Below are 13,193 nucleotides of genomic sequence, written 5' to 3'. Positions count from 1 at the left end.
CATCCCACTTGCACAAAACCATCTAGTTAATTAGTCCTCTCTTCTTAAGAATATCAGTGAAATTCTCAATAACATATTCATTCTGTTCATCAGTCATCGTCGAGAATATTGGTAGCGAAATTAGATTTTCATACTGATGATAAGCATTTGGATAATCCGCAATATCAAATCCAAGATTCTTGTAAGCGGTCATCATCGGTAGCGGCTTATAGTGGACGTTACATGCAATCTCACGTTCTGCCATATCCTGAATTACCGCATTTCTATCATCTACAGAAGCGCCTGGAATCCTCACTAAGTACAGATGGCCTGTAGAAGTCATCTCCTCAGTATAATGATGCATAACCTTAATCCCAAGCTTCTCAAGTGCCGTTTCATATCTCTCATTTAGCACCCTACGTCTCGCAAGTAAGCCTTCATATCTCTCAAGCTGAGCAATTCCGATAGCCGCATTGATATTCGTCATATTGCATTTATACGCAGGATATACGACATCATACTCCCATGCGCCCGCCTTGTTCTTGGATAGAGCGTCCTTGGATTGTCCGTGTAGAGAATAAAGCTGTAGCTCATGGTAAAGTTCGTCATTATCTACGCCATCTATATTCCTCCATGAGAGCGCACCTCCCTCGGCGGTAGTAAGGTTTTTAACTGCATGGAAGGAAAACGACGTAAAGTCAGCAATTGCCCCCGCTTTGACACCATTCTTCACAGACCCAAAGGCATGTGCTCCGTCGGAAATTACAGCAACTCTGCCAAGAGCCTCCTGAAGTTTATTCGCAGGCTTAAATAGTTCTTTTTTCGACTCAACGATTTCAAATATTCTGTCGTAATCACATACCATTCCGCCCAAATCGACTGGAATAACAGCCTTAGTATTCTCGTTGATAGCTTCAGCGACCTTGTCGTAATCCATCTCAAAGGTCTCAGGTGCAGAATCGACAATCACAAGCTTCGCCCCTTTGTGGATTACAGGACTTGCCGATGCTGTATATGTGTACGCAGGCACGATTATCTCATCGTCTTCACCAATCCCCAGGATGTGAAGCGCTGCTTCTAGTGACGCGGTAGCCGATGAAAGGGCAACGGCTTTATCCACTCCGATATATTCTGTAATTCTTCTCTCGAATTCTTTAACCTCTGGACCAGTCGTAATCCATCCAGATTTTAGGACTTCTACAACCCTATTAATTTCTAGTTCTGAAATATCCGGTGGTGAAAACGGTACTTTCATATGTGATATGCCTCCTAGAATTTTTATACAATCGTGTAATTATACACCTTAGTTTTTTGGTGTATATGTTGGGACTATGTTTTTGATATATCGCTTGATATCATCCGGCTCGCCCTCAACATAGTCTTTGAGTTCGTTAAGCTCCTCGATGAAATTCTCCTCATCGATATTAATTGGATGCCCGATGTGAATCATCTTGTTTGCTGTATCCTGAAGCCCCTCTTCGTCCATCAGAAGTTCCTCAAACAACTTCTCTCCAGGCCTTAGTCCTACATACTTTATCTCAATGTCTATTCCCGGCTTGAGTCCAGAAAGCAGAATTAGGTTTCTAGCGAGGTCATCAATCTTGACTGGTTTGCCCATATCGAGAACAAATATCTCTCCACCCTTTGCAAATGCTCCAGCCTGAAGTACGAGCGAAACAGCCTCAGGAATCGTCATAAAATATCTGATGATATCTGGATGTGTAACCGTAACTGGTCCACCTTCAGCGATTTGTCTTCTAAATAATGGAATAACGCTTCCATGGCTTCCAAGTACATTTCCAAATCTAACTGCTACGAATTCCGTTTTTGATCTGTTGTTATAAGTTTGAATGATCATCTCACACAGTCTCTTAGATGCCCCCATGATATTAGTTGGATTTACAGCTTTATCTGTAGAGATAAGAACAAACTTCTTAACCTTCCATTTATCTGAAGCTTGAACGAGCTTCCATGTGCCTAGCACATTGTTCTTGATGGCTTCATTAGGACTAGCCTCCATAAGCGGTACATGCTTATGTGCAGCCGCATGATATATAATCTCTGGTCTATACATCTCAAAGATTTTATCGATTCTCTTTGTATTCCTCACGGATGCTATAAGCACCACAAGATTGAGCTCAGGAAATTCTCTCTTAAGCTCATTCTGTATCTCATATGTAGTATTTTCATATATATCTAGCATTACTAGCTGCTTAGGATTGTGACTTGCAATCTGGCGGCAGAGTTCGCTTCCTATCGACCCACCTGCACCTGTAACCATAACAACTTTGTTCGACACATACTCCATAATCCCATCAATATCAACTTCGATAGGATCCCTGCCTAGCAGGTCGTTTACATCTACATGCTTAAGCTGTGATACGCTAACATCACCGCGAATAATCTGGTATATCCCTGGAACAATCATCATCTCGCAGCCTGTCTGCTTGCATATATCTAGAATTCTCTTTTTCTCTTCACCCGATGCAGATGGCATCGCAAGGAGAATCTGATTTATGGAATATCTCTGCGTAAGCACCTCAATATCCTTCGTAGTGCCAGCAATACGCACTCCATTCATTCTCTTGCCAATCTTGGACTCGTCATCATCAACAAGGCAGATTATTTTCTTTCTCAGGCTCGGATTTGCTTTAATTTCCTTGATGAGCCCCGCTCCTGCAGCACCTGCGCCTATAATCATCGCCCTCTTTGCCTGTCCACGGCTGTTTCCAAAGCCCTTAAGTTCTCTCGCAGCCCTAGCAATGAATCTGACGAAAAAAGTTATCGCAAATAAAAATCCACCGGAAAGCAAATAAAAGCTTCTCGGCATCCCGTAGTTCTGCTGTTCAAAGAAAGCAAATATAGTTGTAACCATGAGTGTGTACAAGACTGTAGCAATTAGCACATTAAGCATGTCTCGTATGCCTACATACGACCAAAGGCTTGAATACATATGGCAAACTGCAAATATGACAATCCCTAGGGCCATCACGATTTGCTGGTGTCCTTTAAACATCTCCCAATATGAGCCCATAGGCTCATCAAGCGAGAAATCAAACCTTATAAAGAGCGCTAGAAACGAAGCAATCTCAATCGCCGCTAAGTCGCAGACTATAAGTAGACAAGTCTTAATCAGAGATGCTTTATCAAAATTCAATTTGCTGTTAATATCCATAATCATGCCTGCTTTCTTTGAAGTCATCATGTATATTAGTCTTTAATTTTTCGCATACCACGCGGAATTTATCATAACATTATACCTATTATGAGCGAATTAGTCAAAACGCAAGACCTATAAAAAGCTAGCAAATCGTGATAAACAACCCCTGTTTTAGATTATTTCACATTAATTCCACACTTGCCCTCACTGAACAAATTCTCTATATGAACTTACCTGAATCATAATCGTAAGTGTATTCTTTATCCTTGCACACGAACTTAAAGCCTGTAGCCCGATTATCCAAAGCCTTAATTGCTTGAAAATCCTTAAGTTCAGCCTCATTTGCTCCAAGCGACCTTGATATATCCTTGAGAATCGTCGAACGTGTGTCTCTAGCATACGATTCATCAAACTCTCTCAGCTCATCAAGAGTATCAAATTCAAAAATATATTCAGCATTATATTTTTTTAATTTCATCTTAAGTTCAGCTATGTGTTCGATATATATATCCTCCCAGAGTTTATCGACAATCTCAGGATCATCGTAACGCTGCTCAAGTATTTCGGTGAAGTGCTTGCTGAATTTTTCATCCCAAAACACATGTCCTAGCATATACCAAGCCTTGCTTCCTCCAATCTTGACGTCAATTATATAGTCGTCTTCGTCGGTCTTCATGCACCACTCCTTGGTATATCCTTCAGAGTAGATTCCGCTGTAAAACGCACCTTCCTCAAAAACATTGAAGGGATTTTCTGCAAAATAGTTATCTGCCGAACATATATATGAGTTTCTAATCACGTCCCTCACCACGTGAATGCTCGAATGATTGTTGCGAGTCGCATACTCGTTATTGTGCACAAGCTTCACATCAAATTTCGCTGTGAGATATGAAAACTGTTCACTTTTGTAGCCAGTGACTACGTATATATCCATGACGCCAGCCTCTCTAAGTTGCCTTATCTGACGCTCGATTAGTACCTCTCCCTTAACTTCGATTAGAGCCTTATGTCTCTCGTATGAAAGCGGTACAAATCTGCTAGATGCACCCGCAGCCAGTATAACCGCATTATCTACCTTAATCATTTTACGACTCCCCACGTTTCGCGTTCCTTTCTGCTTCATCACCTCTTACGAGCTCGCGAGTTGCTCCATCTTTTAAAGTTTTCATAAATTTCCCTGCATCCTTTAGAAAACTAACGGCGATAAGCGTTATGACCGCTGCAATAGGAAATGCTGCTATGATGCTGACTGATTGAATATTGCTCATAGAACTTTCTGAAAAAAGCAATGCAATTGGTAGCACAATCAATAGTAAGCACCACATCAGCTGAATCATGCGATTTGGAATCTCTCCCTCCTTGAGCCTTCTGTAACTATAGCACGAAGCGATATAAGCGATGGAATCGAACGAAGTAGCGTAGAATGCAACCATTGTCAGAATCAGTACTATTAATACCATCGTTGAGCAAGGAAGCGTCCTCACGATATTGATAATGAGCCCATACATATCACCGTTCTCTATATATGACTTTATTAGGGGTATGCCGTCAACTAGCTCTTTGCCTAGCGAGTAATTCCCCAAAATTATAAAGCTTATAATCGTTGAGCCTGCTCCAAATCCATATCCTCCAACGATAGTCTGTCTTACGGTCCTACCACGCGAAATCGTTCCAATGAAGAACGGTGCCGCGACGCACCAAACCATCCAATACGCCCAGTAGTAAATGGTGTAATTCTGTGGGAACAGCGTATTTCTCTCTGGATCAGTAAATGTGGACAGTTCGATAAAATGCTGAAGCATTCTGCCTATGGACTCTATGCCAGTGTCGATAATGTATCCTGTCTTACCACCAACGAATAGCACGTAAGCGAGCAACCCAAAAAACAGATAAATGCATATTTTTGCCAGGACGCTAATACCCTTAAATCCATGTAAAAGCGAGTAAGTGTAAATCGCACATGTTATCAGGAGAATTATTATCGAAAGAGTGATGCGACTCAATTCTACATGGAATACAATCTTGATAATGCTCGCCATTAGTGGTGTGGCAACGCTGAAAGTCGTAGCTGTTCCGGCAATCAGTGCAAATACTGCAAGCATGTCGATTAACCTGCCGAGAATTCCATCCGTGCGTTTACCTAGAACCGGTCTGCAAGCTTCTGAAAATTTCTGCTTATCTCTATTCCTGACGTGAAGCATGAAACCAAAGGAAACAGCTAACACGAGATAAAACGCCCACGGTATAAGGCTCCAATGAAATATAGGAAATACCCCCGCCCATTCTTGAATCGACCCCAGGCTCTTTACATGGGGATCCGTCGCATAGAGCACCCATTCTGCAAATGAATAAAACAGTATGTCTGCGGCAAGTCCGCACGTGAACATCATCGCTCCCCAGGTGAAGAAACTATATTTTGGCTTCTCATCTTGCCCCCCTAGGACAATGTCTCCGTACTTCGAAAATGCCATATATATAGAAATTGAAAGTATCAGCACCCCGATGATTAAGTAGTATGAACCAAATCTATCTCCGAGAACGTAGCGAATGCTCGTCAGTACTGACTTTGATTTGTTCGGAAAAGCAAAAAAAAGTGCGCTCATCCCACATATTATCGCTAATGGCACTAGCGTAATAACCCAATCAATTTGCTTTCGTGTAGCTGACACACTGTTTTTATTATTCATATCGGCATTATCCTTTCTTTCTACAGTAGAATTTACAGAGTTTCTATCAAATCTGATGCGTATTTGTAGTATTCCTTGGCATATCTATATTGTTTTAGGGAATATTCTCCAAATTCTACTCCAAGCTGCCTCTTATACTCACACCAATTTGACCATAATAGCCCGCAAACTGAGATATATGCATATATCTTCGCTCTATCCTCATCACTACAGTCCCCGTCGAAGTAGATATTATTTAATTTGTCAATTTCATCCTTCGTGTACATGCTGTATAAGGAAAACATCGCCAAATCTACGTGAGGATCCTGCATCCCTGCATATTCCCAGTCAATGATTCGAATATCGTCCTCTCCACTTGCATAATCACAGAACAAGAAGTTATCTGGCACTGCATCGATATGAGCCAGGCATATGTGTGGATTTAACGAATAAATGAATCGCTTGAGCTTATAGATTTTCTGTTTTGTCTTTGCATAATCTCTATAAATCGATTTATTTTCACCCCAAAGCCTTTCATATAATTCGATTTCACCAAATATATCGAAGTTGTGTTCAACTTTTAAGTCCAAGCTATGGAATTTTTTGAGAACTTTCATGCATTTTGCGACTTCTTCCCAATCTTTAGGGTCACAGTTACGCGTATTCTCGAGGAATTTTGTCACTTTATATCCATTTTTTACATCGAAGTAAATGATATCATCGCTAATACCCTTATCTTTAATCGCTTCATACACCTGGTACTCATGATCCCTATTGATTAGGCGCTCAGTGCCTTCTCCAGGGATTCTCATTATATACTTTTCTCCCTTGCATCTGAATAAGAACGATCTATTAGTCATCCCTTTCTTAAGCACCTCTATGTTCGTAATTTCGCTCGTATTGACATCGAACACTTTAGCAAGTAGATCTATTGCCTCAGACTGCAGGCTCTCTGAACCAGAGTCGAAAGTGCATAGTTGATCATAAGTGTTGATTCCAACAGCGAAATTTTCAGGTACTTTCTTGGCAAGTAGTATCATCTTGCGAGGTCTCGATTCTGTATACAGCGCATCTTCCCAGTAGCAATCATCTCGATCGCTATGCCTAGCAATCCTTAGCCTCACCTCATCTGCATCTTTATTGCTTATATATGCAACACCCATCATTTTGAGCTTCTTATTCATAGAATTTCCGATGTCTATGAGTTCTTTATTTCTGTTCAGCTTAACCCTGCTATGTGCGTTCCTACTTTCAGCTACCATATACCAGGAGTATGGTTCGCACTGTGTAAATGGGTTCTCCCTAAACCAAATATCTGACGGAATCACATATGTGTTGCCGAGCTGTGCGCTTGCAAGCTTAAGCGAATGGAGATTTTCCTTACTCGCATAATCCCTGTTCGTAATCAGGTCTACACCGTATTCATCTATGAGGTATTCGAAGCTCTCCTTCATAAAGCCAACCACGACATCAATCTTAGTGATTCCAGCCTCGTGTAGCTGTCTTATTAAACGCTCTATCAGAACCTCCCCGTGAACCTTCAGCATGGCTTTCGGATATACGGTATTAATCGGAACCATTCTCATACCAAAGCCAGCCGCTAATATAACTGCGTTTTGCGGTTTAGCCTCCTTGAGCAACTCCTGTGCCTCGTCAGAAATTACATTATCTGCACTCACATACCCAAGCTCTCTGAGTTTAACAATCGCACCGTTTACACTGCCGAGTGATGCATTGTTCATCTCAGCTATCTCTCTCTGAGTCGCGCCCTCCTGGCTATTCAATGTCTTCAGAACATCTAGTTCTATAGTAGATAGTTTTTTCTTCATATCGTGTCCCACAACTTATCATAAATTAATTTATCAGCAACTTACGTTGTTCGTTATACACAATATCATAATTTTCATGAACACACAATATTTGCATTTATTGAACACAATTGCTTGCCATATTATTTAAGTCAACGCATCACAGATATAAAAAATACTAGGCTGCATATAGTGCTTCTGCCTAGTATTTTATGTTCGCTATAAGCTTGTTTTTATTCGACTCGCCACATTGGCGTTTATGATATAAGCATTATCTTGGGCTAAAAATATTTCTGATATTCTTTGAATATCTAGTCCTAATTGCCACTTTGCCGCCATTTGTGTTTCCTTCTAGTGTAGTAAATGTGCCATTGGCATTCTTGGAAATAAGGAACCCAATGTGATCTCTATTGCCGCGGCCACTGTTATGACCTTGTCCTGTCCAGCAGAAGACGATTACATCTCCAGCTTTCGCCTCTTTGTAGTCGACCCACTTGTAGTTTTTATGCATCCACTCCTCTGAATTAGGAACATATGCATTCTTCTGAAAGTTCACTCCGCATTGATACATTACATAGGATACAAATACGTTACACCACGCCAATGAACGATGATTTTTATCTCCGTAATACCAGTCATTAAATCTATTACCATTCTCACCTATAAACCGACGTCCATATTTTACTACATCTTTTTGTGATGAATTATAGACAATTCTACCAGATGAATCAGTTATGTATCTCTTGCCTTTGAATGTAAATTCATTAGACAACATCACACCGTCAGCATTGAAAGCATATTTATGCCCTGCAATTTCCATGATTGTATCTTTTACCATCATGTAACTTGAATCGAAGTAAAACCAGTTCCCAGCTATATGTTGCCAATCCTTCTTGGCTACACCAGATTCATTGAAGTAGTACCATGCACTCTCTATATTCTTCCAACCGGTCTTCATGGTACCATCATTTACATCGCCAAGATAATACCAGTTATTACCAAGATGCTGCCATTTAACCTTCATAGCGCCATCGTTTACACCACCAAGATAATACCAGTATTCATCAATTTGTTGCCAACCGGTCTTCATTCCTCCATCGTCAGCATCACCTAAGTAGTAGTATGAACCATCGATTTTTTGCCAGCTTGTCCTCATAGCACCGTCTCCTGTACCACCAAGGTAGTACCAACGATCATAGATTTGCTGCCAACCGACCTTCATTCCCCCATCGCTAGCATCACCTAAGTAGTAGTATGAACCATCGATTTTTTGCCAGCCGGCCCTCATAACACCGTCTCCTGTACCACCAAGGTAGTACCAACGACCATCGATTTGCTGCCAACCAGTCTTCATTCCCCCATCGTTAGCATCACCTAAATAGTAGTATGAACCATCGATTTTTTGCCAACCGGCCCTCATAGCACCGTCTCCTGTACCACCAAGGTAGTACCAACGACCATCGATTTGCTGCCAGCCGGTCTTCAGTGCACCGTCTGTACCGAAGTAATAGTAGTATCTATCAATCTTTTGCCAGCCGGTCTTCATGATTCCATCGTTTTTCCCGAGGTAGTATTTATTACCTTTTATGGTAAATACGCCTTTCTGCATTACACCATCTGTGTTGTAGAAGCGCCAAGCACCAGTTACTTTCTTCCATGAACCTGTGATTACAGGTGCTCTGGCTACTGACTCGTTCCCGGTATAATAATTCACAGCTTTTATCTCGCGCATGTATTTTACCGCATATACTTTATCGTCATAATTTGCCACTATACAAAAACTTAAAATAGGCACAAATATACAAATTAAAGTTAATTTAATATGATACCAAGGCTTATTTGTATGCGCCGCATTATTAACTATTTTTGACATTAAATGTCCCCCTTAAACATAAATTGAATAACACCATAATTTTTTTGTACTATATAGCATTTTTCGATTTAAATCAACTCAAGCAGAATAAAATATTCCCTTAGTAATCTACTTAAATCAAAACTAGGGCTTTTCCTGCTCATTAATTTCATATATTAGCTCAACAATACTTCGTTAACATCAAACACATATGTGTGTCCATCACCTATACTTCTTTCCCTCTTCAGTCAGCACATAACGAGTAGCTCTTCCTGCGCCCTTCGCTTCAAGATATCCACCATCTACGATTTTAGCGAGCAACTTGCTCGACTGCGAAGGTGTGAGTTTACAAAGCTCTACCACGTCCTTTCGCCTGACTTCGTCAAATGCTCTCGCATACTGTAGGATTAACTGCATGCTTCGGTTGTAATTCTTGCCTCGAGACTTTGCCGGTCTAAGTCCATCTATCTCAAAGCAACTAAGCCACGGTTTTTCCTCATACCTAATCTCAATCTTTCCAACTTTGACAGCGTTCCGTTTCGGATAGTAAACTTTGCCGAGTTCGCTCTTCTCCACCCTATATCCTCGCTCGATAAAATAATCTAAATCCTTGTCTTTATCAGCAAATCCTACTGACATCTCCATCTTAGGAGGCGCACATCAACTTGTAAATTTAATTACGTCGATGACAATATCCGAGAATCCCCTGTCCTTAATATGTTTTATCGCGCTTTCGCTTAAATATACCATTTCATTTCCTTATCTTTCATATCTTTCTAAAATTTAACTACAAACTCTAATATGATTTTTAACTATCTTTTCAAAAGTTCTTATATGCCGATATAGCCTGTCTTTACAGGCATTTTCGGCATTTTGTGTATCGGGAGATACTCACATATTTTCTTAAATCTGCTTGTGTTTTTGCTTTGAAAGGTAGTAAAGAAGTAGTAAAACCTCTCTTTTTCTTTAAGCCGCCAGTCTGAAAAATTCTGTTTTTGCACTGTCAAATGTAGCGTGCGCGTAATAGTTCAGGGTCATGATAATGTTGGCGTGTCCCATAAGATACTGTAAGGCTTTCGGATTCATTCCCGCATTTGCCATGTTGGTGCAGAACGTGTGTCGCAGGGTATGGGGTGTTGTTACCGCCGGCAAAGCTTCCTCATGATTTTTGTTGTACTTTTCTACAAGTCTGTGAAACATATAATCATAGTTCATACAAGTCTGTGGTGTTCCGTTCCTTGTGAGAAAAAGAAAGCCTGTGTAACCGTCAACCTCGAAAGTGCTTTTTCTTCGGTTTTGTAACACTCTCTGTAAGGCTTCAAGAACTCGGTCGTTCATCGGAATTTTGCGAATACCGTTTTCCGTTTTCGGAGTTTCTATGCGGTAGGACTTTTTACCGGAATATTGAAGTTGATGATCCACATTGATTATCCGATTCTCAAAATCAATATCGCTGTCCGTCAATCCGCAAAACTCTGAAATCCGAAGTCCGGTTCCAAGTAAAATGATAAACTCGTCATAATACTTATGATAGACCTTATCGCTTTTCACAAAGGAAAGTAAACCTTCTTCTTGTGCAGGCGAAAGAGGAACTTTCGGCTCGGTGTCATCCTCAATGACTGTGTTGATATGAAAGTCAAAGGGATTTTTTCTGATACAGTCATCCTGAATGGCAGAATAAAAAGCTGCCTTTAGAGAACGCTTATGGTTGCTGATGGTTTTGAAAGAATAGCCCTTTTCTTTCATTCGTAAGGCCCATTCCTTTGCATCAGACATTTTCACATTCTCAATGCTGCAGGCTCCGATCGTATCTTCCTCAAGTATTTTCATGAGCTGCTTTCTACCTTGCTTTGTACCGTGTCTTACATTTGCATGGTTTCGTATCTGCTTTTCATAAAGCTGGCAAACGGTCATTTTCTTTCCTACGGGGTCAATCCCGTCATCAAGGTCTTTTTGTATTTCCTTGACCTTTTCACGCAGGGATTTACCCTCACGCTTACCCTTAGGGGTATTATCCGTTGGAACCAACTTCCACGCGTACACAAACTGCGGCTTTCCAAAGGTATCTATATATTTGTAAGCATATCTCCCGTCTTTTCTTTGGCTCTCTCCTGACCGCAAAACTCGATTCTTGCTGTCACGTCTTTTTTCTGACATTTTATGCTCCTTTCCAAGACGGAAAGAGCCTTGGTATGCTACCTCTATTATAACATCGTCAAGGCTCGATCTCCATTAGATTGTGTCAACCGTATCAATCATTTTTTCAAACTGCTTGCGCTTGATCTGAATACGGTTGCCATTTTGAATTATCCAATTTGCAGTAGGATTTTCTTCTGCTAATTTTCGCAGCTTGTTTTCTCCGATACGAAAATACTTCGCCGCTTCTTCTATGGTAAGGGTATATTTTTCCCAGATAGGCACATCAATTTGATTCATCTCATCGCCCCCTTTCTCAAAATAGGCATAGTAAAAGTTCTGATATTTATATTTTTGAGAAAGGCAATACCGGACGGCTAAAAGCATTAGCCTCACGGGAATTTCACCCCTGCATGGATCTCATCCAGCCCTACCCATTGCCTGCGACGCTTCTAACGCTCGGACTGTGGCTATAGGGGAGTATCATTATATGTTTTATGCCGTCATGGCTCTGCAAGTCGCTACGCTTGCTTTACGTCAAAATGTTTCTCGCTCGGCTTCCGGGTATGAAAGCGTCATGGCGCATTTTCCGCATGGCTCAAGCACAAAAGGAAAGTGTCGGTTTGCCCTATGATACGCCGCCGTTATCTTGCGGGTATGTTTGTCAAAGAACAGGTGACAGATTTCTGCCTTGTCTGTGGAAAGGGGGACACAGACAAATACATTCTTAAATCTTAAAAATCAGGACAGCCTGCATAAGCTTTGAACGAAGCCTATCCCGTATATCCTCGTCTATGCCGTAATAGGTATTTCCCCGTTCATCACGGAGCATTCTCATAGAGAGATGGGAGATATAGCTTGCATAGTGCTGCACGACAATATTCATTGCCTGCGGCTCTCCTTTGGTTGCGGCTATGATTACCGGATAAGGCAACAGGCCGCGTTCATCGTTTCCCGTGTTACCAGTCAGGGTAGTCATAAGCATGTTCCTCCAAATAGCGTTTTAACAGCTCAAATGAGCTTGTTCGCCGATACTGCACTGTGCTTCTTGGAATTTGATAGAGCTCTGCAATTTCCGCATCACTCATATCAAAGAAGTAATAGAGCAGGACGGCTCTGCGTTTTTCCTCCGGCAAGCTGTGGATCGCATCGGCAATCGTCTTTGCGTCCCATTCTTTTCCGCCTGCAAAAAAGGTTTGTTCTTCTTTATCTTCTGCGAAAAAATCTTCACAGGTATAAAGCTGATTTTCCTCTTTCGGTGTCAGGGCGGAAAAATTGATTTCGTGTGCCTGCTTTCTTCTGATTTCTTTATGGGCATTGATACTTTCGTTCTTTAGTGCCCGTTTACAGAAACCGTTAAATGCGCAGCGTATCTGCCATTCAGTTCTTTCAGGTTCATTCATGATATTCACCTCCTTTCGCAGCCGCGAAAGCGGGCAGAATTTCCCCTTTCGTAAACCCTCAACAACGGGCAGATGAAAACTGCCAAAGAAAAGCGAATATTTTTGAAAAAAGTTTTTGAAGACAACAAAAAATCCCGACTGCACAGAGCAGCCGGGAGCGGACATGAAAAGATAGCTGTATGAATATGA

General features: G+C 41.2%; 11 protein-coding genes. All 11 read right to left on the bottom strand.

What is annotated here, in order from left to right; all coding sequences use genetic code 11:
* Positions 1-22: 22 nt before the first annotated feature.
* Complete coding sequence (locus tag QU661_RS00450) at positions 23-1,234, bottom strand: DegT/DnrJ/EryC1/StrS family aminotransferase (protein ID WP_304989819.1); 1,212 nt, start codon at positions 1,232-1,234, stop codon at positions 23-25.
* Between the two features lie 48 nt (positions 1,235-1,282).
* Positions 1,283-3,154 carry a polysaccharide biosynthesis protein gene (locus tag QU661_RS00445; protein ID WP_304989818.1) on the bottom strand — a complete coding sequence of 624 codons (1,872 nt, stop codon included), beginning with the start codon at positions 3,152-3,154 and terminating at the stop codon, positions 1,283-1,285.
* 205 nt (positions 3,155-3,359) lie between these two features.
* Entirely contained in the window at positions 3,360-4,223 is an 864-nt protein-coding gene (locus QU661_RS00440) for an NTP transferase domain-containing protein (RefSeq protein ID WP_304989817.1), read from the bottom strand.
* 1 nt (position 4,224) lies between these two features.
* On the bottom strand, positions 4,225-5,826 hold the full coding sequence (locus tag QU661_RS00435; protein WP_304989816.1) for a BCCT family transporter: 1,602 nt from the start codon (positions 5,824-5,826) through the stop codon (positions 4,225-4,227).
* Between the two features lie 32 nt (positions 5,827-5,858).
* A complete protein-coding gene (locus QU661_RS00430) occupies positions 5,859-7,634 on the bottom strand; it encodes a phosphotransferase (protein WP_304989815.1) in 1,776 nt (591 codons plus the stop codon).
* A gap of 250 nt (positions 7,635-7,884) precedes the next feature.
* Positions 7,885-9,486: a CHAP domain-containing protein gene (locus tag QU661_RS00425; RefSeq protein ID WP_304989814.1), complete on the bottom strand. Its 1,602-nt coding sequence runs from the start codon at positions 9,484-9,486 to the stop codon at positions 7,885-7,887.
* A gap of 201 nt (positions 9,487-9,687) precedes the next feature.
* Positions 9,688-10,104: a hypothetical protein gene (locus QU661_RS00420; protein ID WP_304989813.1), complete on the bottom strand. Its 417-nt coding sequence runs from the start codon at positions 10,102-10,104 to the stop codon at positions 9,688-9,690.
* Between the two features lie 327 nt (positions 10,105-10,431).
* On the bottom strand, positions 10,432-11,622 hold the full coding sequence (locus tag QU661_RS00415; RefSeq protein ID WP_304989812.1) for a site-specific integrase: 1,191 nt from the start codon (positions 11,620-11,622) through the stop codon (positions 10,432-10,434).
* Between the two features lie 75 nt (positions 11,623-11,697).
* The gene (locus tag QU661_RS00410) at positions 11,698-11,901 is read right to left on the bottom strand and encodes an excisionase (RefSeq protein ID WP_304989811.1); all 204 of its coding nucleotides are present in this window, start codon (positions 11,899-11,901) and stop codon (positions 11,698-11,700) included.
* Between the two features lie 427 nt (positions 11,902-12,328).
* Positions 12,329-12,580 carry a helix-turn-helix domain-containing protein gene (locus QU661_RS00405; protein ID WP_144398700.1) on the bottom strand — a complete coding sequence of 84 codons (252 nt, stop codon included), beginning with the start codon at positions 12,578-12,580 and terminating at the stop codon, positions 12,329-12,331.
* Positions 12,561-13,004, bottom strand: a complete 444-nt coding sequence (locus QU661_RS00400; RefSeq protein ID WP_304989810.1) for an RNA polymerase sigma factor — start codon at positions 13,002-13,004, stop codon at positions 12,561-12,563. Before QU661_RS00400 ends, QU661_RS00405 begins: the two co-directional genes overlap by 20 nt.
* Positions 13,005-13,193: the final 189 nt, after the last annotated feature.

This window comes from Mogibacterium neglectum (assembly GCF_030644205.1).
GTDB classification, from domain to species: domain Bacteria; phylum Bacillota; class Clostridia; order Peptostreptococcales; family Anaerovoracaceae; genus Mogibacterium; species Mogibacterium neglectum.
Note: the sequence above shows the minus strand (reverse complement) of the source record. Positions and strands in the feature narration are given on the sequence as shown.

Bases quoted from the DNA above. Each gene is read 5' to 3' on its own strand.
- QU661_RS00420 (WP_304989813.1), bottom strand. From the start codon at position 10,104: ATGTCAGTAGGATTTGCTGATAAAGACAAGGATTTAGATTATTTTATC.
- QU661_RS00435 (WP_304989816.1), bottom strand. From the start codon at position 5,826: ATGAATAATAAAAACAGTGTGTCAGCTACACGAAAGCAAATTGATTGG.
- QU661_RS00400 (WP_304989810.1), bottom strand. From the start codon at position 13,004: ATGAATGAACCTGAAAGAACTGAATGGCAGATACGCTGCGCATTTAAC.
- QU661_RS00405 (WP_144398700.1), bottom strand. From the start codon at position 12,580: ATGACTACCCTGACTGGTAACACGGGAAACGATGAACGCGGCCTGTTG.
- QU661_RS00425 (WP_304989814.1), bottom strand. From the start codon at position 9,486: ATGTCAAAAATAGTTAATAATGCGGCGCATACAAATAAGCCTTGGTAT.
- QU661_RS00450 (WP_304989819.1), bottom strand. From the start codon at position 1,234: ATGAAAGTACCGTTTTCACCACCGGATATTTCAGAACTAGAAATTAAT.
- QU661_RS00440 (WP_304989817.1), bottom strand. From the start codon at position 4,223: ATGATTAAGGTAGATAATGCGGTTATACTGGCTGCGGGTGCATCTAGC.
- QU661_RS00430 (WP_304989815.1), bottom strand. From the start codon at position 7,634: ATGAAGAAAAAACTATCTACTATAGAACTAGATGTTCTGAAGACATTG.
- QU661_RS00415 (WP_304989812.1), bottom strand. From the start codon at position 11,622: ATGTCAGAAAAAAGACGTGACAGCAAGAATCGAGTTTTGCGGTCAGGA.
- QU661_RS00410 (WP_304989811.1), bottom strand. From the start codon at position 11,901: ATGAATCAAATTGATGTGCCTATCTGGGAAAAATATACCCTTACCATA.
- QU661_RS00445 (WP_304989818.1), bottom strand. From the start codon at position 3,154: ATGGATATTAACAGCAAATTGAATTTTGATAAAGCATCTCTGATTAAG.